The following is a 17,627-nucleotide window of genomic DNA, read 5'->3' on the forward strand; positions in this document are numbered from 1 at the left end:
GGGCCCACGAGAGTCACGGGCGGCGCAGCTTTGGTTTTGAATTCGGTGGGAATAGTGAATCAGGCGGGCCACGCCTGATCGGAGGGTGGACAGTGCGGTGGGTTCAGCTGCCACCTTCTGATCTGCTGGCACCTTCCCCCCCCCTGGCCCTCCCCCGCAAGGGGGGAGGGAAGGTTCCGGTTGTTACGCTGCTCGGGATGGAGGTGAAGGGAGCAGCGTCAGGCGATCTGCTCGTCGTCAAAGACCCCTGCCGGGGTGCAGACATTGTCCGCTCTGTTGGCTTTGGCGCCGCACACTCCGCAGGTGACGGTGGGATGGCTGGACAGGCGCTGCAGTTCCGCGGTGTTGCCGGCTGCCTGCAGGGCGCACATGTGGGTTTTGTGCTCGGACAGTCCGCAGGAGATATTCTCTTCGTTTTTCATGGCGACTCCCCCTCATTTATCCTTTCCACCAGCTTTCTCCCATGAAAAAGCCTATGTCTTCATGGTAGCTGCCGCTTTGCGCCGCTGTCAACCCGCTCGTCACCTCCCGCTCAGGCGCGGGACAATCTGAGCACCGGCGCTGCCGGAAACGCTACGCTTATTCCGGCCTACATTGTCAGCGCGCCCGCGTCCGTCCCGTTCAGGCCAGAGACAGTCTCGTCCATGTAGGCCGGGATAAGCCGGCAGGCGTTCCCGGCAGTCCACGGCAGACGCAGCCGCGCACCGGCGCATGCCGGAAACGCTGCCGCTTATTCCGGCCTACATTGTCAGCGCGCCCGCGTCCGTCCCGTTCAAGGCCAGAGACAGTCTCGTCCAGGTAGGCCGGGATAAGCCGGCAGGCGTTCCCGGCAGTCCACGGCAGACGCAGTCGCGCACCGGCGCATGCCGGAAACGCTACCGCTTATTCCGGCCTACGTGGACCGCAGAAATAAAAAAAGCAGCCTCATTGCGGGGGCTGCTTTCTCAGAAAGGCGGTGTGGCTGCCGTTACGCTTCGAGCCAGGCGAGCTCCGGGAGCGGCAGGTTGAACGGTGCTGCGCTTTCCTGCGGGGTGAACTCCACCAGGGAGAAGCACTCGGGGCGGGAAAGGAGCTCGGTCACCAGCTTGTGGTTCAGCTCGTGCCCGGACTTCAGCGCCTTGACGTGGCCGATGAGGCGGTGGCCGCAGAGATAGAGGTCGCCGACGGAGTCGAGGATCTTGTGGCGCACGAATTCGTCGGAGTAGCGCAGACCCTCCGGGTTAAGCACGCCGTCGTCGCCGATGACGACCGCGTTGTCGAGGGAGCCGCCGAGGGCAAGACCGTGGGCCTTCAGCATCTCGACTTCGGAGAGGAACCCGAAGGTGCGGGCCCCGGCGATCTCGTCGCTGAAGCTCTCCGCGGTGAAGGTGAGGGTGCGGAACTGGCTTTTCACCACCGGGTGCTCGAACTGCATGTCGAAGGAGATCTTGTACTGGCGCGACGGGATGACGGTGGCGCGCTTGTCGCCGATCGTCACGCTGACAGGCTTCTTGATCACGAGGAAGCGGCGGGCCTTCGAGGAGACCTCTACGCCGCCGTTGCGGATCGTCTCCACCAGCGGTGCTGCGGAGCCGTCCATGATCGGGACCTCCGGACCGTTGATGTCGACGTGGGCGTTGTCGATGCCGCAGCCGTAGAGAGCAGCCATCAGGTGCTCGATGGTGGAGACGCTCGCGCCGTCTTTACCGATGGTGGTGGAGAGACGGGTGTTCACTACGTTCTTGGCGCACGCTTCTATCGATACGGCAGGGGACATGTCCACCCTGTGAAAGACGATGCCGGTGCCGGGCTGAGCGGGACGTAAGGTCAAGGTTATGGTCTTGCCGGTGTGCAGGCCGATGCCGCTCACCGTGACCTTGTTCTTCAACGTCTGCTGGAAAATCATCTGCGTCCTCCCGGAAAAAAATCAATACGGCTCCCTTTAAGCAAGGAACGAGCCAATTTCATGGTCTTCCCGTGATGGGATGGATCCGCTGCTGTCGGGGCTTTATGGCGAGACGTGGGGAGGTTCAGGGGGGTGGAGGAGAGGGGGTGTGGTGTAAAAGCAACGGGTGAGTGTGGCTTTTGTGCAACACCTAGAGTCTGCCGGAGCGCAAGATCGCCACAACCCACCACAGCCCGACCACACCGGCGGAGGCGTAGCCGACGAGGGCGAAGGCGGGGAGATCGAAGAGGAGGGGCCCCCTCCCGGTCTGCATGGCGATGGAGGAGCCGATGATGAGGGCCGCGAGGATAAGGCTCAGCGACAGGCGGTTCGCCGAGCGCTCCAGCTCGCGGCTGAAGCGGTCCAGACCGCGGTGCTCCAGATCGATGCGGAACTTGTTGCGGTTTATCTTTTTCAGGATCTCCCTGATCTCCCGGGGGAGGTTCTTGAATAGAGAGAGATAGGCGTGGGTCGCTGCCGCAGCCTCTCTTGCGATGTGGGTCGGAGAATACTTCTCCCGGAACGCCCCCTCAAGAAAGGGGCGCAGGTGTGCCACCATGTCGAAGTCCGGGTCGAGTTCGCGCCCCATCCCCTCCACGGTTACGATGACCTTGATGAGGAGCGCCAGATCCGGGTGCAGCTTGATGCGGTGGATGGATATCAGGTCGATGAAGGCGAGAAGCACCCGCCCGACGTGGATTTCCTTTAGCGGGATCTCGAAGTAGCTGTCGATGAACTCGGCGACGGACCGCTTCAGGGAAGTGACGTTCAGGTTCTCCCCCACCTCCCCCTTGTCGATGAGGATCGCTACGACCTCGTCCACGTCTCTCTTGATGAGGGCGTTCAGGAGGTCGGCGAGATAGTCCTTGAGCCCCGGGTCGAGGCGTCCCACCATCCCGAAGTCGAGGAGGCAGATGACGTTCCCCGGGAGGATGAGGACGTTTCCGGGGTGCGGGTCGCCGTGAAAGTACCCGTGCTCCAGGACCATCCTGAGAAAGACGACCGCCCCGCGCTGGGCTATGAGCCGGCGGTCCAGCCCCGCTGCGTCGAGGGCCGCGAGGTCGCTGACCTTTATTCCCTGCACGTACCGCGTGGTGAGGACGCCGTGGGTGGTGGCCTCCCAGTACACTTTCGGGAAGCAGAGGGTCTCGTCGCCGCCGAAGTTGTCCCTGATCTTCTCTATGGCGTGCCCCTCTTTTGAGAGGTCCATCTCGCGCCTGATGGTGTGCGCAAACTCCCGCACGAACCCGACGGGGTCGTAGATGTCGCTGCGCGCCATGTGCCGTTCCAGGAGGAGGGCCACCCCCATGAGGATGTCGATGTCGGTCTCCACCATCTGCACGACGCCGGGGCGGCGCACCTTCACCACCACTTCTGCCCCGTTTTTAAGCCTCGCCCGGTGCACCTGCGCGATGGAGGCCGCGGCCATGGCGGTCGTCTCCAGCGAGGAGAAGCGCTCCTCCACCGGGGCGCCGAGTTCGAGCTCGATCTCCGCCTTTATCGCCTCGAACGGGATGGAGGGGACCCGGTCCTGCAGCAGGGCGAACTCCGCCACGAAGGCGGGAGGGATGATATCCGCGCGGGTGGAAAGGAGCTGCCCCAGCTTTATGAAAGTCGGGCCGAGCTGCTCCATGGCGAGCCGGAGGCGCTCCTGGGGCGCCAGGTGCAAGATGTCGGAGGCGCGCCGGCGTCTGGCGGCGATGTGGGAGAGGTTCAGGTAGTCGAGGAGCTGGTACAGGCCGTGCGCGGCGAGGACACGGACGATCTGGCGATAGCGCCTGATGCTGCGCACGTTGCGGTTTATCTGCAATACTCTCAGCATTCCGGGCCCAGTTCCACGATCTCTTCTATCGGCTGCATCGCCTCCAGCGCCTCCACCCGTCTCCTGAGGCGCTCGAACTCGTCGCGCGAGACGATCCCGAGTGCGTCCAGAGCGCGGCGCACCTCCGACTCCGCGAGCTCGACGCTGCGCTCCTTCCCTTGGCGGGCGATGTCCTGAAGCCTGTCGATGAAGGCGCGCCCCTCGTCTTCGCTCATCTTGTAGCGATCCCTCAACTCCTGGAGCATCTCCTCCCCGCGTTTCTGGGTGATAGAGGCCACCCCCAGCGCCGTCAGGACCGCTTTTTCCAGCAAGTCGAACATGATATTCCCTCCTTCCAGTTTTTAATGGGGAAAACTGGTGCAATGTTACCGTGGGGGGCGTTAAAGTCAATGAGAGCGACTACTTGACTTTGCTTGGCATCTCACAGATACTCCCGAAATGACTCCGCTCGTTAATCTTCATTTTCCGCAGGGGTCGGGGGTGCTATGACCAGAAAAATGATGCTCACCGTGAAAAACGTGGCGCAGATCCTCCTGAAGCGGGGACTCATCAGCGAGGAGCAGGCGCAAAACCTCGCCACGGCCGGTGAGCAGCAGGCTGCGAGGCTGGCGGGTGCGGCGCAGGCAGGATACGCGCGCCGGCTGCAGCACGTCCCGGAAAAGCCCTCCCCGGCTGAGGTCATCGCCTCCCTCAACCTGGAAGTTGCCGGCTCCGGCGGGAAGCTCCTCACCGAGGACCTCATCACGGAGGCGATCGCCGCCGCGGTGGGGATGGAATACTTAAAGATCAACCCGCTAAGCCTCGACCTTTCCGTCGTCACCGCCCATATTCCGCGCCCCTTTGCGTTGAAGCACCTGATCGTCCCCGTCGGCGTCGCCGGCGGTGTCGTCACCCTTGCGGTGGCGGACCCCTTCAACGACGACGTCATCGAGGAGCTAAAGAGCGCCAAGGGGATCGACTTTCGGCGCGTCCTCTCCTCCCGCAGCGATATCCTGAAGATCCTGCGGGAGTTCTTCGGCTTCCGCGCCTCGGTTCAGGCGGCGGAGAGCGAGGCGACAACAGCCGTGGACCTCGGGAACCTGGAGCAGTTCGTCAGGCTGAAGACCGGGCACGAAATCGAGGGGAACGACCGCCACATCGTGCGCGCGGTGGACTTTCTCCTGCAGTACGCCTTCGACCAGCGCGCGAGCGACATCCACATCGAGCCGAAGCGGGACAAGAGCCTCATCAGGCTGCGGGTGGACGGCGTGCTGCATAATGTCCACGTGGTGCCAAAGCCGCTGCACCCACCGATCGTGTCGCGCATAAAGATGCTCTCGCGCATGGACCTTGCGGAGAAGAGGCGCCCCCAGGACGGGCGCATCAAGACGAGCCACAACGCCAAAGAGATCGAGCTGCGCGTCTCCACCCTCCCGGTCGCCTTCGGGGAAAAGGTGGTCATAAGAATTTTCGATCCTGACGTATTGATGCAGGAGCTCGACCAGATCGGCTTCTACCCGCGGGAGTACAAGCTGTACGACTCCTTCATCCACAGGCCGAACGGGATCATCCTCGTCACCGGACCTACCGGGAGCGGGAAGACCACCACCCTCTACTCGTCCCTGAGAACCCTCTCCTCACCGGAGGTGAATATAGTAACGGTGGAGGACCCGATCGAGATGGTCATGGAGGAGTTCAACCAGGTCGGGGTGCAAAGCGGCATAGGAGTCACCTTCGACAATGTGCTGCGCAACATCCTGCGCCAGGACCCGGATATCATCATGATCGGCGAGATCCGCGACAAGGAGACCGCGGAAAACGCGGTGCAGGCGGCGCTCACCGGGCACCTCGTCCTCTCCACGCTCCATACCAACGATGCACCCTCCTCCATAACGAGGCTTCTGGACCTCGGCATACCGGCCTTCCTGATCTCCTCCACCGTCGTGGGCATCATCGCGCAGCGCCTCCTGCGCAAGATCTGCCCCAACTGCAAGAGGGAGCGGGAGCTCTCCGCGGAGGAGGGTGAGTACCTGCAGTTGACGGGGGCGCGCGCGATCTGGTTCGGGGCAGGGTGCACCGAATGCCGCGGCACGGGGTACCGCGGGCGCACCGGGATCTTCGAGGTCCTCGATGTGAACGAAGGGGTGAAGGCGGTACTTTCGGACCGGATGGCGCTGGAGGAGCTGCAGGCGGTCGCGCGCCGCGACGGCATGATCACCCTGCGGGAGCAGGCGGTGCGCAAGATGCTGGAAGGGATCACCACCTACGAGGAAGTCGTTTCCGTCACCTAGCGCGGTGCGGCAGCGGAGATGTGACATGTAGGCCGGGATAAGCGGAGCGTTTCCGGCAATCCGTTGGAGGGCAGGCACCGCCGCCGGGAACCCCTGCGGCGTATCCCGGCCGACGACCGCACTCCCTTATTTGTTAATGTGAATTGCAGCTTTTCAAGCCCCCCTTTCTCCCCCCTCCGGCGACTCCCCGCCGCAGCGTTTTGCGAGCTGGCGGAAGTTCACCCTGTCATTACAGCCCCTTCACTCTTCCTCCCGTATGTTGAAAAGCAGCTACGGCACCACCGGTTGACATACAAAATTAAAGAACAATAATTAGATTGCAACGGTTTGTGGCTAGAACAGGCTTGAGGGGGAGACACTATGATGGGTGAACTTCTTTTCGATCCTTTCGTCTGGGGAGCGGCGGCACTCCTTTCACTGGACGGGCCGCACCCCCTGGAGACGGCAACCTTTGCAGGTGGCTGTTTCTGGTCCATGGAACCGGTCTTCGATCACCTCCCGGGGGTCGTGTCTGTAACCCCGGGGTACACCGGGGGGCGCACGGAAGAGCCGACCTACGAGGAGGTCTCCTCCGGCCGCAGCGGACATGTGGAAGCGGTGCAGATCCTCTATGACCCGAAGCGCACCAGCTACGGCAAGCTGCTGGAGGTCTTCTGGCGAAACATCGACCCCACCGTGAAAAACCGGCAGTTCTGCGACGTCGGCCCCCAGTACCGCAGCGTCATCTTTTTCGAGACGGAGGCGCAAAGGCGCCTTGCGGAACGCTCGCGCGAGGCTCTGGAGCGCGCCGGACTCTTCGACGGCAGAATCCTCACCGAGATTATCCCTGCACGCGCATTTTATCCTGCCGAGGATTACCACCGGCAGTTCTACAGGAAGCACCCCACCAGATACGCCCAGTATTGGCACGGTTCCGGACGGGAGAAGCGCCTGAGCGAGCTGTGGGGGGAGTAGCCGCCTCATCCCATTAAAAGGCCCAGCCTTTACAATTCACTTTTCTCACCTAAAATCTCTAGCGTGCTATTTCCTTCGCTGGAGGGGCCTTTGTCAAACTTCGTGGTAAATCTAGGCGCCTTCGTCCTGACCCGCCTGGAAGCGCTGGGGAGGATCTTCAGCTTCCTCCTCTACGCCTTTTACTTCTCCCTCCCCTCATTGAAGAAGCCGGTCCACATCCTCAAGCAGATAAATTTCATCGGAGCCCGGTCGACCCTCGTTATCATCCTGACCGCCTCTTTTACCGGCATGGTGCTCGGCCTTCAGGGGTACTACACCCTTTCCAAGTTCGGGTCGGAGGGGCTCCTCGGCTCTGCGGTGGCGCTCTCCCTGATCCGCGAACTCGGGCCGGTCCTCTCCGCCCTCATGGTCACCGGTCGCGCAGGGAGCGCCGTGGCGGCGGAGATAGGAATAATGCGGATAACAGAGCAGATAGACGCCCTGGAAACGATGGCGCTGGAGCCCTTCAGGTATCTCGTTTCCCCGAAGCTCCTCGCCTCGATCCTGGCGCTTCCCCTCCTTTGCTCCATTTTCGACGTGGTGGGGATTGCCGGAGGATACCTCGTGGGGGTGAAGCTCCTGGGGGTGAATCCGGGGGCGTATATGGGAGAGATGGAAAAGAGCGTCGAGTGGAAGGACGTCTACTCCGGGTTCATCAAGTCGATCTCCTTCGGGGTGATCATAGCGTGGGTCTGCTGCTTCAAGGGGTACTACACCGGGCACGGTGCGGAGGGGGTGGCGAAGTCGACCACCTCGGCGGTCGTCACCTCCAGCGTCCTCATCCTGGTCTGGGACTATTTCATCACCTCCATCCTCCTGTGAGAGTGCGGCATGCTCACCCTGAAAGGTGTCACCAAAAGATTCGGCGCCCAGGTCGTCCTCGACGAGATCGACCTGGAGATCCCGACGGGAAAGATCACCTCCATCATCGGCCCTTCCGGTGAGGGGAAGAGCGTCCTTCTAAAGCACATGATCGGGTTGTTGCGCCCCGACCGCGGCAGCGTTCTCGTGGACGGCGAGGATATTGCGAAGCTGAACCGGCGCAAGCTGAACAAGATGCGTGAGCAGTTCGGGATGCTCTTTCAGAATGCGGCCCTCTTCGACTCCATGACCGTGTACGAAAATGTAGCATTTCCCCTGGAGGAGAAGACGGCCCTCCCGGCACGGGAGATCCGGGAACGGGTGCACCAGGCGCTGGCGACAGTGGGGCTGCCGGGAGTGGAGCGGAAGTATCCGGACGAGCTTTCGGGGGGGATGAAAAAGAGGGTGGGGCTGGCGAGGGTATTGGTGATGAACCCGCGCATCATCCTCTTCGACGAGCCCACCACCGGGCTCGACCCGATCATTTGCAGCGCGATTCACCACATGATCCGGGAAACCCATGAGAAGTTCGGCTTCACGGCGGTAGTGGTTTCACACGAGATACCGGAGATCTTCGACATCTCCGACCGGGTGGCGGTGCTGCACCGTGGCAAGATCGTGGCGGTCGGCCCCCCGGAGGCGATCGAGCTTTCCCCCGACCCGGTGGTGCGCCAGTTCATCAGCGGGAGCCTCGATGGCCCGATACGCGTAGCCTGAATGGGATGGAGGGAAATGCGGGTGACCTATGGAAAGAAGAAACCTTGAACTGACGGTGGGGATATTCGTTCTGATCGGCATTCTTTGCCTCGCCTATCTTTCGTTGAAGCTCGGAAAGGTGGAGCTTCTGGGGGGGGACCACTACCAAGTGGCTGCGGACTTCGACTCGGTATCCGGTCTGAAGTCGGGGGCGTCGGTGGAGATCGCGGGGGTCCAGGTCGGGACGGTGGAGAGGATAGGGCTCGACCCGAAAGGGAGCGGCAGGGCCCGCGTCTACCTGAAGGTGCAAAGCGGCATCAAGCTCCAGGAGGACGTCATCGCCTCGATACGCTCCCGCGGCATCATCGGAGACAAGTTCGTCCTCCTTCAGCCCGGCGGGTCCGACACCGTGCTGAAGCCGGGGGGGAGGATACGTGAGACAGAATCGGCGGTCGATCTGGAGGAACTGCTCAGTAAATACATACATGGCCAGGTGAAATAGCCTGCGGGTACCCTGGTCACTGGAGGAGGCGACATGATGCGGAAAAAGATCCATTTGCTGTCGCTCAGGAACGTGATCTCCCACTTTGCGGTACGCGGCTCTGGCGGTGCGGGACTCGTTGCCGTCGGCATTTTGCTCATCCTGCCGGCTCTCGCGGGGGCACAGGGGGGGCATCCCCTGACACTCGACGAAGCGGTGCGGCGTGCGCTGGCGAACGCCCCGGAACTCGGGGAGGCGCAATCGGACATTGATCTCATGAGCGCGAAGCTTGCCGAGGCGAAGGGGTATCGTTTTGCGAAGATCGACTTCCTCGGGCTCACAGGGCCGGTACCGCGCGCCCGCGGCAACCAGGTCTCCTCTCCGGACACAGGCTCCGAGCTGAACCATCTCGGCTGGTTCGAGCGGGGAGACGTCACCCTTGTGCAGCCGATCTACACCTTCGGGAAGATCAGCAACGCCATGACCGCCGCGACCCACGGGGTGAAGGTGGAGCAGGCCCGCAGGGAACAGCGGCGCAACGAGATCGCCCTGAAGGTGAAGGAGTATTATTACTCCGTGCTCCTCGCGCGGGAGATGAAGGAGGTTCTGTGCGAGGTTCGGGAGGACCTGAACAAGGCGCGCGATACGGCTCAGAAGCTCCTGGCGAAGGAATCGGAAAACGTCGAGGAGGCGGATCTTTTCAAGCTCGCCGCCTTCAACGGAGAGGTGGGAAACTATCTGGCGCAGGCGGAGAAGGGTGAGACCCTGGCGCTTTCGGCGCTTTCGGTGCGGATGGGGGGAACGACCGACGTGGTCCCCGACCTCGGCGACCAGCGCCTCGCCCTCGTTGATGTTCCTCTGGAGCGGTTCGAGGCGTATGCCGAGCGGGCGAAGCAGCAGCGTCCCGAGTTCAAGCAGGTAAGTGAAGGACTGCAGGCGAGGAGCGCTCTGGTGGAGGGGGCGAAGGCAGCCCGCTACCCCGACCTCTTTCTCGGCGGCTACCTCTCCGCGGCCTATGCCTCGCAGCGCGACAAGGTGAACAACCCGTGGATCCAGGACAACTTCCGGCACTTCTGGGGGGGGGTCGCGCTGGGGATCAAGTGGGGGCTCGACTTCGGCATCAGTTCCGCAAAGATCGCGCAGGAGCAGGCTCAATACGAGAAACTCCTCTCCACGAAAGCCTTTGCAGAGGAAAACATCCCCCTGCAGATCAGGAAATATTACGACGAAGGGGTGCAGGCGCGGACCGCCCTGGCGGAGACGAAGAGCGGCTATGAAAACTCGAAGAAGTGGGCGGTGACGTCCTCTTCAAACTTCGACTTCGGCATCGGCCCGGCGAAGGACATATTCGATTCGCTGCAGCAGTACGCGAAGATGCGGGCGGCGTACTTCCAGGCGATCTACGACTACAACATGGCCATCGCCAACCTGTGCTACGCCACCGGGGAATCGCCGCTGTAGGTGAAGGTGATCATGTTAAAATGTAGGCCGGGATAAGCCTCCGGCGTTCCCGGCAGATCCGGCGGCCCTTTTGCTGCCGGCGCTGCCGGAAACGCTTCGCTTATTCCGGCCTACATTTTTCTCTCTCTGATTCCTCTTTACGAAGTCGGCGCCGCCAGCTTCTTCCCGAGTAGCGCCGCCTTCCTTCTCGCCCCTTTCCCGAGCTCCTGATCCTTCTGCCGGGCGCTCAGCCCGATGAACAGAACCCCCACCGTCTTCGCCCCCATGAGATTAGCCACCTGCTTCAGCGTCTTTACCAGCTTCGTGCAGAGTCGCGCCACGACGGCCGGTGCGGCGGAGGAGGCAACGACGACGGCGCGCTTCGTTTTCGGCAACTTGCGCATCTTCGGCCCGGCGTTCCCCCACGGCCAGTAGGCGTAGCATACGAGGCGCTCGATGAAGCGCTTGGTGATGGCGGTGACGGTCCAGAAGTTCATGGGGGAGGCGAGGATGATCCCGTCGCTCGTCTCCAGCTGATCGAGTATCCCCGACATTTCGTCGGCAAGGGGACAGCTGCCGCGCATGCCGTCCGGGTTTTGGGTGCAGACGCGGCAGTTGGTGCAGAATTCGATGTGGGTGTCGGTGAGGTAGATCTTCGCGACCTGCGCACCCTCCGCCGCAGCCGAGGCAAGAATCTCATCGACGGCGCTGTCGATGATGTGCCCCTTGCGGTAGCTCCCTACGATTGCAGTGATTTTCATGCCCCCTCCACTAATAGCGAAAACGCATTCCACGGCTGCGGCCTCGCGCCCAGCGAAGCCTCCGCTAGGCGGCATTCATCATCAGGTGCAGATATTCCTTCTCCATGACCAATTCGCGCGGGTCGGTGCGGTCGAGGAAGACTACCCCCTGCAGGTGGTCGTACTCGTGCTGGAATATGCGCGCCACGAACCCTTCGAGCTCTGCTTCCCGCGTTGTACCGTCCGCTCCGAGAAAGGCGACGCGAATCGACTTGTGCCTCGGCACGAAGCCGCGGATGCCGGGGATGCTGAGGCATCCCTCCCACCCCTTTTCCATCTCCTCCGAGCCCCACAGGAGCTTCGGGTTCATCATGATTATGGGGTCCATTTCCGATGCATTGGGATAGCGCGGGTTGGGGCGCGGAGCAATGATAAAAAGCTGGACCGACTCGTGCACCTGCGGCGCCGCGAGCCCGACCCCGTTTGCATCGACGACGGTCAGGAGCATATCCTCCACAAGTGAGCGGATCTCCGGTGCCGCATGATTTTCCACTTGGGCCGCGACCTTGCGCAACACCGGCCGCCCGAGCTGTGCAATCTGGCGGATGATGGCCATCTGGGTTCTCCTCTTGATTGATCCCCCCGGAGCGCTGGTTCCAGGTTGGGGGAGATACCGGGGAATGTACGACTCTCCCATCAATAGTAAGGCTTGAGCGCCTCGATTACCACACCCCTTACAAGCCGACAACCTCCCGGTCTTTAGGGTATTCCACCACGATATCGAAGGTAAGCTCCTTCTTCTCGCCGGCCCGCAGCGGGATTTTCCAGACCAGCGTCCCGTCCGGACGCGTCTCCGATGGAGGCACACTCGGCTTGTCGAGCGATACCTTGATCTCCTGATCCCCCGAAAGGGGGAGCTGGTCGTGTATGGTGATCGTCTCCGCCTCCTTGCGGAAGTTCTGTACCTCGATCCGGTAGCGGTAGGTCTGCCTGCTCTTCCCGAAGATCCCGGCCTCCTTGTGGCTCTTCAGCTCCTCGCGCTTTACCGTGACCTGCTCGTCGGTGCCGAAGAAGAGGTCGAACTTCTCGCCGGGGGCGATCTTCTTGAGCCACGAGCTGCCGGTGTAGTTTCCGCCGGTGAAGGTGTTCACCTTGCCGGGGAGGAGGGGGTACTCCAGCTTGTTCACGATCTCCGACTTGAGGTACGCCGTCGGCGCCAGCTTCGGGACGGCGAGGAACTCGAGCGCCACCGGGAGCTTTTCGGTGGCGACGACCGTGCCGTGTTCGCTGCCGTCGGAAGGGATGCTGACGGGGCGCGGGATGCGGAAGGTCACCGAGGTACGCTCCTGGGCCACTTCAGCCGTCTCGTACCGGGCCGGTGCCGAGGGCGCCGCCTGCGGCGCCGGGAGGGCGGAGCCCACGCGGAAATCCTCGGCACGTGCGGCTTTTGCCATGCCGCCGTCGTACAGCGGCACCGGGGGCGGGGGGGGGCGATAAAAGGAGATATGCCAGGGAGGGAGCTCCGGTGGTGCGCCGCCGAGTGCTGGGCGTGCGGTGGAGAGGGTGAGGGCGACATCCTGCCAGTCCTCACCGGTCTGCTGGCGTACCACCCCCCGAAAGACAAGGTCGGCCTCTTTCCCGTCCGCCCCGAGCCGGACGTCGTAGGCCGGCTCCCATCCCCCCTGCGGCACGATGCTGGAGAGCTCGAGGCAAAGGTTTCCGGCGCGAGAGACTTCGAGCGCCACCTGCACCGTCTTCGACTCCTTCGCCTGCGAGCCGATAGCCTCGTCCCGCTGACGGCGCAGAGCGTCGATCCGCTCCTTGAGCTGACGCTTCTCCTCGTCGACATCGCGGGCCTGCTCTTCAACCTTGGCGACGCCGCTCCCGACAAAGGAGAGCGCTTCATTGAGCTCCCCCGTGGTCGGCTTCCCGGCCGCGAGCTCCTTGGAGATGCGGTCTCCCCAGGCCACCCTTATGGAGTCGATAAAGCCGCGCTGCGACGCCAGCGCCGCCTTCCGGGCGTCGATACTTCCGATTTTCCGCTCCAGCGCCCTGATCTCTTGCTCGAGCTCCTTTGCGCGCTTTTCCGGGACCTGCTCCGCGAAGGCGCGCTTCACCTCCACGCCGACGATGGTAACCGATGCGCTCCCCGTGCCTGTTACGCGCACCGAGTCGTCCTGCACGAGAACGGGGAGGCGGCTGAAGTCGACGAGGTAGCTTCCGGGCTTGAGCGAGAGGGTGGCGCTTCGGGTGGTCATGGCGCGGTCGGGGTAGACGGTGACGGCGCTGATGCGATGCGGTGCCTCGAGGCGCTCTGTTGCGGCAGCCGAAGCGAAAGAGGGGAGGAGAAGAGAAACCAGCAACAACAAGGATCGCAGACGCATGGAGGTGCTCCTCTTGGTGGTGGTACAGGTATGTGTGTGGCAGGGGTGCTGCTTGCGCTGGCGCCGGTTGCGGGAGCCGAAGGGTGCGGCGGTGGAACTGCTCGTGGGGACGCCCCGGGAGGCGTCCCCACGTCTTTTTGTGATGCTATCCTGCCATAGGCAGGTAACGCACCGCCAGCACGCCCTTGATGGAGCTGATGCTGTCGATCACTTCCTGCGGCACGTCGCTGTCGACGTCGACGAGGGTGTAGGCCATCTCGCCGCGCGACTTGTTCATCATGTTGTGGATGTTGAGGCCGTGCTGCGCCATGGCCGTGGAGATCTGACCGACCATGTTCGGCACGTTGGAGTTTGCGATCGCAACCCTGAAGCGGGACTCGCGCTGCATGAGCACCGTCGGGAAGTTCACCGAGTTCTGGATGTTTCCGTGCTCGAGGAAGTCGCGGATCTGATCGGCGACCATGACCGCGCAGTTTTCCTCCGCCTCGCGGGTGGAGGCGCCGAGATGCGGCAGGGAGATGACGTTCTCCTTCCCGTTGATCCCAGCCCCGGGAAAATCGCAGACGTAGTAGTGGAGCTTCTTGCTCTGCAGGGCCGCCAGCACGTCCTCCTCTTTCACGACCGCTTCCCGTGCAAAGTTGAGGAGGACGGTCCCTTCCTGCGCAAACTCCAGGTTCGAGGCGTTGATGAGGTGGCGGGTCGCGTCCAGAAGGGGCACGTGGACGGTGATGAAGTTGGAGTGCCTTACCACGTCGAGGACGCTCTCCGCCTTCTTCACCTGGGAGGGGAGGCTCCAGGCGGAGTCGACCGTGATCTCCGGGTCGAACCCGATGACCTCCATGCCGAGCTTGATCGCGGCGTCGGCGACGATGCAGCCGATCTTGCCGAGACCGATGATCCCGAGGGTTTTCCCGGAGAGCTCGAAGCCGGAGAAGTTCTTCTTGCCGCTTTCGACCGTCTTCTCCATGTTCGAATCGTCAGGATCGAGATCCTCCACGAATTTGAGCGCCGCGGGAATGTTGCGGGCCGCCATGAGCATCCCCGCAAAGACGAGCTCCTTCACCGCGTTGGCGTTGGCGCCCGGTGCGTTGAATACGGGGACGCCGCGCCCGGACATCTCCTTCGTGGGGATGTTCTGGGTACCCGCACCGGCGCGCCCGATCGCCCTGACGCTCGCGGGGATGTCGATGCTGTGCATGTCCGCGGAGCGAACGAGGATGGCGTCTGGGTCGGAGATCTGCTTTGCGACGGTGTAGCGGTCGATCGGGAGGCGGCTGAGCCCGATCTGGGAGATCTGGTTCAGAACGAGGATCTTGTAGGTGCTAGGCATTCTTTACCTCGAACTCTTTCATGTACTCAACAAGCGCCTGCACCCCTTCGAGCGGCATGGCGTTGTAGATGGAGGCGCGCATGCCGCCGACGGAGCGGTGCCCCTTCAGCTGCACGAGCCCGCGCGCCTTGGCACCTTTCAGGAACTCGTCGTCCAGCTCCGGCTTGGCGAGGGTGAAGGGGATGTTCATCAGGGAGCGGTCTTCGCGGCGCACCGGATTGTTGTAGAAGCTGCTGCTGTCGAGGAGGTCGTAGATGAGCGCCGCCTTCTCTGCGTTCTTCTTCTGCATGGCGGCGAGTCCACCCTGCTCCTTCAGCCATTTGAAAACGAGACCTGCGATGTAGATTCCGTAGGTCGGGGGGGTGTTGTACATGGAGTCCGCATCGGCGTGGGTCTTGTAGTTCAGCATCGCCGGGGTCTTTTCCGGAGCCTTCCCGATCAGGTCCTCGCGGATGATCACGATAGTGAGGCCGGCGGGGCCGATGTTTTTCTGCGCCCCTGCGTAGATCAGGCCGTACTTGGTGATGTCGATCGGCTTGGAGAGGATGTTGGAGGACATGTCGCATACCAGCGGCACATCGCCCGTCTCGGGGATCCACTGGAACTCAACGCCGCCGATCGTCTCGTTGGCGCAGTAGTGCACGTATGCCGCATCCGCAGAGGGCTTCCAGTCGCCCTGAGCCGGTGCATAGGTGAACTTCTGGTCCTCGCTGGAGGCGATAACGTTCGGCTGGCAGAAAAGCTTCGCCTCCTTTATCGCCTTCTTCGACCACTCACCGGTATTGACGTAGTCGGCGCTGGTCTTCCCTGCAAGAAGGTTCATGGGGATCATGGCAAACTGCAGGGTGGCGCCGCCTTGCAGGAAGAGCACCTTGTAGTTGGAGGGTATCGCGAGCAGTTCCCTAAGATCAGCCTCAGCCGCTTCGGCGATGGCTATAAACTCTTTACCGCGGTGGCTCATCTCCATAACGGACTGACCCGAGCCGTTCCAGTCGAGCATTTCAGCGGCAGCCTTCTTGAGAACTTCCTCGGGCAACACTGCAGGACCGGCGCTAAAGTTGAATACGCGTGACATAGGATCTCCTTCTCGTTGTGGTTTAGCAAAAAAAGGAATCTATCATAGCAGCGCCGCGATTGTCTTGTCATTCTTGTAAACAGGAAAAATTCCTGTCGCTGTACGAGATGGCAAAAGTCTGGCATGTCTCGGCGCTATGCGAGAGGTTTTCTTTTGTAGGTTCAACAGTTATGGAGCTTGTGTCGAGAGTGCTGTCTTGGGAGCTCGCAGTGGGATGTAGAGAGCGTCAACTGGAAGGAGCCAGACGTCTAAAGCAAGATCGGCTACGGGACGAAGAGCTATCGTTCCGGTTCGATGACGACCGCAGTGCCGTAGCACAAGACCTCCGTCGCGGATTCCCGGCTCACCACCTCGGAAGCGTCGTAGCGCAGCCCCACCACCGCATTCGCGCCGATCTCCAGCGCGTGCTGCACCAGCAGCTCGTACGCCTGCTGCCTCGCCTGCTCGCACATCCTGGAGTAGGCTCCGATGTTCCCACCGATGATGTTCTTGAGGCTCCCGAGAATCCCCTGTGCTATGGTCGGCGATCTCACGACTATGCCGCGCGCTATTCCCTTGTACTCGCGGATGCGGAATCCATCGATGCTGAAGGTCGTGGTTACCGGAATATCCATCTCTCCCCTCCTTTTTCAGCGCCTGCCGGAGAAGTTTTTCAGCACGTACAGGCCTGCCGCTATGGCAACGATGACAGGAAAGGCGATGATCCCCACCTTTATCGCCTCGATCCTCGTCGCCTCGTATGCCTGGTCTATATTGAAGCTCGACGGGTAGAAGGTTTTCAGGTAGTGGATCTCGCCCACGGAGTGCCAGCAGACCCCGGCAAGGAAGAGAATCCCTACCACAATCATCACTGCAATCGAGACGGAAGCGACCTTGTTCATAGCCACTCACTGCCCTCCTTCTTTCCACCACTTGCGGATGAACGTCGCGCCGCGCCCGTAGACCACCATCGTCGTCGGCGCTCCGGTAAAGCTCAACCTCTGCCTGGGGACAATAAGGTCACACGGGACGCACTCCGCGATCGCGCTTCGGGGGACCACGATCTCCGGCAGCTTTGCCAGAAGAAAGTCAAAGCCGATGATGCTGAAGGCCACCAGCGCGTCGTTCCCGCGGATGCGGATGCAGCGGGTCAGGGGGAAGGGGAGAGAGGTTCCCCAGAATCGGGCGGTGACGTAGGAGATTTCGGTGGCGCAGCTGCCGGCGGGGCCGGGGTAGTGCGTGGCGAGCGTGCGCCAGGGGGCCGTGATGGCGCGGACGACGCCGGCCAGCATCGGAACGGTGGCAATAATGGTGATCACGAGGATGAGCCAGTACTCGGTGGTGGCCATGGAGCGTCCTCCCGCTCATCGTGCAACTGTCCATGCGGGGGCTTCATCGGGACGAATAGAACTTTACCATCTTTCTCATGCCACGGGTGTTTCCGATGAACGGCCCTCCAGTCGCTCCTGCGGCCGTTTCTCAAACGTCGAAAGGGGCTCTTTTCGGGAGGTTGGCGACTCTCCTAGAGCGGCCGGAAGCGTCAATGAATTGTCGGAGGTGGTGGTTTCTCTCATAAAGTGCATAAAATTATTGGGGTTATGCGCGCAGCCTTTATCCATGCGGTTTCGCAAT

General features: G+C 62.0%; 18 protein-coding genes. 6 read left to right on the forward strand and 12 right to left on the reverse strand.

What is annotated here, in order from left to right:
• Window positions 1-218 precede the first annotated feature (218 nt).
• The 4 genes from LPW11_RS12300 to LPW11_RS12315 all read right to left on the reverse strand — a co-directional run bounded on the left by LPW11_RS12300 (window position 219) and on the right by LPW11_RS12315 (window position 4,066).
• The gene (locus tag LPW11_RS12300; protein ID WP_230994182.1) at window positions 219-422 is read right to left on the reverse strand and encodes a hypothetical protein; all 204 of its coding nucleotides are present in this window, start codon (window positions 420-422) and stop codon (window positions 219-221) included.
• A gap of 545 nt (window positions 423-967) precedes the next feature.
• Entirely contained in the window at window positions 968-1,885 is a 918-nt protein-coding gene (gene lpxC, locus LPW11_RS12305) for a UDP-3-O-acyl-N-acetylglucosamine deacetylase (protein WP_230994183.1), read from the reverse strand.
• Between the two features lie 190 nt (window positions 1,886-2,075).
• Window positions 2,076-3,746, reverse strand: coding sequence for an ABC1 kinase family protein (locus LPW11_RS12310; RefSeq protein ID WP_230994184.1), 1,671 nt, complete (start codon window positions 3,744-3,746; stop codon window positions 2,076-2,078).
• Complete coding sequence (locus tag LPW11_RS12315) at window positions 3,740-4,066, reverse strand: phasin family protein (RefSeq protein WP_230994185.1); 327 nt, start codon at window positions 4,064-4,066, stop codon at window positions 3,740-3,742. The genes LPW11_RS12310 and LPW11_RS12315 overlap by 7 nt, the downstream gene beginning before the upstream one ends.
• Window positions 4,067-4,231: 165 nt before the next feature.
• On the opposite strand from LPW11_RS12315, the gene LPW11_RS12320 reads away from it, so the two are divergent.
• From LPW11_RS12320 to LPW11_RS12345, 6 genes are all read left to right on the forward strand, one after another.
• A complete protein-coding gene (locus tag LPW11_RS12320) occupies window positions 4,232-6,016 on the forward strand; it encodes a GspE/PulE family protein (protein ID WP_230994186.1) in 1,785 nt (594 codons plus the stop codon).
• 360 nt (window positions 6,017-6,376) lie between these two features.
• The gene (msrA, locus tag LPW11_RS12325; RefSeq protein ID WP_230994187.1) at window positions 6,377-6,970 is read left to right on the forward strand and encodes a peptide-methionine (S)-S-oxide reductase MsrA; all 594 of its coding nucleotides are present in this window, start codon (window positions 6,377-6,379) and stop codon (window positions 6,968-6,970) included.
• Between the two features lie 90 nt (window positions 6,971-7,060).
• Window positions 7,061-7,831, forward strand: coding sequence for an MlaE family ABC transporter permease (locus tag LPW11_RS12330; RefSeq protein WP_269145339.1), 771 nt, complete (start codon window positions 7,061-7,063; stop codon window positions 7,829-7,831).
• Window positions 7,832-7,840: 9 nt separating this feature from the next.
• Window positions 7,841-8,587 (forward strand): ABC transporter ATP-binding protein, encoded by a 747-nt coding sequence (locus tag LPW11_RS12335; RefSeq protein WP_230994188.1) that lies wholly within the window; start codon window positions 7,841-7,843, stop codon window positions 8,585-8,587.
• Between the two features lie 28 nt (window positions 8,588-8,615).
• Window positions 8,616-9,068 carry an outer membrane lipid asymmetry maintenance protein MlaD gene (gene mlaD / locus LPW11_RS12340; protein WP_230994189.1) on the forward strand — a complete coding sequence of 151 codons (453 nt, stop codon included), beginning with the start codon at window positions 8,616-8,618 and terminating at the stop codon, window positions 9,066-9,068.
• Between the two features lie 33 nt (window positions 9,069-9,101).
• Window positions 9,102-10,508, forward strand: coding sequence for a TolC family protein (locus tag LPW11_RS12345; RefSeq protein WP_230994190.1), 1,407 nt, complete (start codon window positions 9,102-9,104; stop codon window positions 10,506-10,508).
• 137 nt (window positions 10,509-10,645) lie between these two features.
• Here the strand turns inward: LPW11_RS12345 and LPW11_RS12350 are convergent, their stop codons facing one another.
• From LPW11_RS12350 to LPW11_RS12385, 8 genes are all read right to left on the reverse strand, one after another.
• Window positions 10,646-11,248, reverse strand: coding sequence for a flavodoxin family protein (locus LPW11_RS12350; RefSeq protein WP_230994191.1), 603 nt, complete (start codon window positions 11,246-11,248; stop codon window positions 10,646-10,648).
• Between the two features lie 64 nt (window positions 11,249-11,312).
• Window positions 11,313-11,843 (reverse strand): peptide deformylase, encoded by a 531-nt coding sequence (gene def, locus LPW11_RS12355; RefSeq protein ID WP_230994192.1) that lies wholly within the window; start codon window positions 11,841-11,843, stop codon window positions 11,313-11,315.
• 118 nt (window positions 11,844-11,961) lie between these two features.
• Window positions 11,962-13,611 carry a mucoidy inhibitor MuiA family protein gene (locus LPW11_RS12360; protein WP_230994193.1) on the reverse strand — a complete coding sequence of 550 codons (1,650 nt, stop codon included), beginning with the start codon at window positions 13,609-13,611 and terminating at the stop codon, window positions 11,962-11,964.
• Window positions 13,612-13,756: 145 nt separating this feature from the next.
• Window positions 13,757-14,941 carry a phosphoglycerate dehydrogenase gene (locus tag LPW11_RS12365; RefSeq protein ID WP_230994194.1) on the reverse strand — a complete coding sequence of 395 codons (1,185 nt, stop codon included), beginning with the start codon at window positions 14,939-14,941 and terminating at the stop codon, window positions 13,757-13,759.
• A complete protein-coding gene (gene serC / locus LPW11_RS12370; protein ID WP_230994195.1) occupies window positions 14,934-16,016 on the reverse strand; it encodes a 3-phosphoserine/phosphohydroxythreonine transaminase in 1,083 nt (360 codons plus the stop codon). The genes LPW11_RS12365 and serC overlap by 8 nt, the downstream gene beginning before the upstream one ends.
• A gap of 278 nt (window positions 16,017-16,294) precedes the next feature.
• Window positions 16,295-16,630 (reverse strand): YbjQ family protein, encoded by a 336-nt coding sequence (locus LPW11_RS12375; RefSeq protein WP_230994196.1) that lies wholly within the window; start codon window positions 16,628-16,630, stop codon window positions 16,295-16,297.
• A 15-nt stretch (window positions 16,631-16,645) separates the two neighbouring features.
• Window positions 16,646-16,903, reverse strand: coding sequence for a hypothetical protein (locus LPW11_RS12380; protein WP_230994197.1), 258 nt, complete (start codon window positions 16,901-16,903; stop codon window positions 16,646-16,648).
• A complete protein-coding gene (locus tag LPW11_RS12385; RefSeq protein ID WP_230994198.1) occupies window positions 16,904-17,344 on the reverse strand; it encodes a hypothetical protein in 441 nt (146 codons plus the stop codon).
• Window positions 17,345-17,627 lie beyond the last annotated feature (283 nt).

Origin of the sequence: Geomonas sp. RF6 (assembly GCF_021044625.1) — a bacterium.
Classification (GTDB): domain Bacteria; phylum Desulfobacterota; class Desulfuromonadia; order Geobacterales; family Geobacteraceae; genus RF6.

What these genes read in the sequence shown, in the direction of transcription:
- LPW11_RS12320 (WP_230994186.1), top strand. Translation starts at nt 4,232, where the DNA reads ATGACCAGAAAAATGATGCTCACCGTGAAAAACGTGGCGCAGATCCTC.
- LPW11_RS12345 (WP_230994190.1), top strand. Translation starts at nt 9,102, where the DNA reads ATGATGCGGAAAAAGATCCATTTGCTGTCGCTCAGGAACGTGATCTCC.
- def (WP_230994192.1), bottom strand. Translation starts at nt 11,843, where the DNA reads ATGGCCATCATCCGCCAGATTGCACAGCTCGGGCGGCCGGTGTTGCGC.
- LPW11_RS12315 (WP_230994185.1), bottom strand. Translation starts at nt 4,066, where the DNA reads ATGTTCGACTTGCTGGAAAAAGCGGTCCTGACGGCGCTGGGGGTGGCC.
- mlaD (WP_230994189.1), top strand. Translation starts at nt 8,616, where the DNA reads ATGGAAAGAAGAAACCTTGAACTGACGGTGGGGATATTCGTTCTGATC.
- LPW11_RS12350 (WP_230994191.1), bottom strand. Translation starts at nt 11,248, where the DNA reads ATGAAAATCACTGCAATCGTAGGGAGCTACCGCAAGGGGCACATCATC.
- LPW11_RS12300 (WP_230994182.1), bottom strand. Translation starts at nt 422, where the DNA reads ATGAAAAACGAAGAGAATATCTCCTGCGGACTGTCCGAGCACAAAACC.
- LPW11_RS12310 (WP_230994184.1), bottom strand. Translation starts at nt 3,746, where the DNA reads ATGCTGAGAGTATTGCAGATAAACCGCAACGTGCGCAGCATCAGGCGC.
- lpxC (WP_230994183.1), bottom strand. Translation starts at nt 1,885, where the DNA reads ATGATTTTCCAGCAGACGTTGAAGAACAAGGTCACGGTGAGCGGCATC.
- LPW11_RS12365 (WP_230994194.1), bottom strand. Translation starts at nt 14,941, where the DNA reads ATGCCTAGCACCTACAAGATCCTCGTTCTGAACCAGATCTCCCAGATC.
- LPW11_RS12375 (WP_230994196.1), bottom strand. Translation starts at nt 16,630, where the DNA reads ATGGATATTCCGGTAACCACGACCTTCAGCATCGATGGATTCCGCATC.
- LPW11_RS12385 (WP_230994198.1), bottom strand. Translation starts at nt 17,344, where the DNA reads ATGGCCACCACCGAGTACTGGCTCATCCTCGTGATCACCATTATTGCC.
- serC (WP_230994195.1), bottom strand. Translation starts at nt 16,016, where the DNA reads ATGTCACGCGTATTCAACTTTAGCGCCGGTCCTGCAGTGTTGCCCGAG.
- LPW11_RS12360 (WP_230994193.1), bottom strand. Translation starts at nt 13,611, where the DNA reads ATGCGTCTGCGATCCTTGTTGTTGCTGGTTTCTCTTCTCCTCCCCTCT.
- LPW11_RS12335 (WP_230994188.1), top strand. Translation starts at nt 7,841, where the DNA reads ATGCTCACCCTGAAAGGTGTCACCAAAAGATTCGGCGCCCAGGTCGTC.
- msrA (WP_230994187.1), top strand. Translation starts at nt 6,377, where the DNA reads ATGATGGGTGAACTTCTTTTCGATCCTTTCGTCTGGGGAGCGGCGGCA.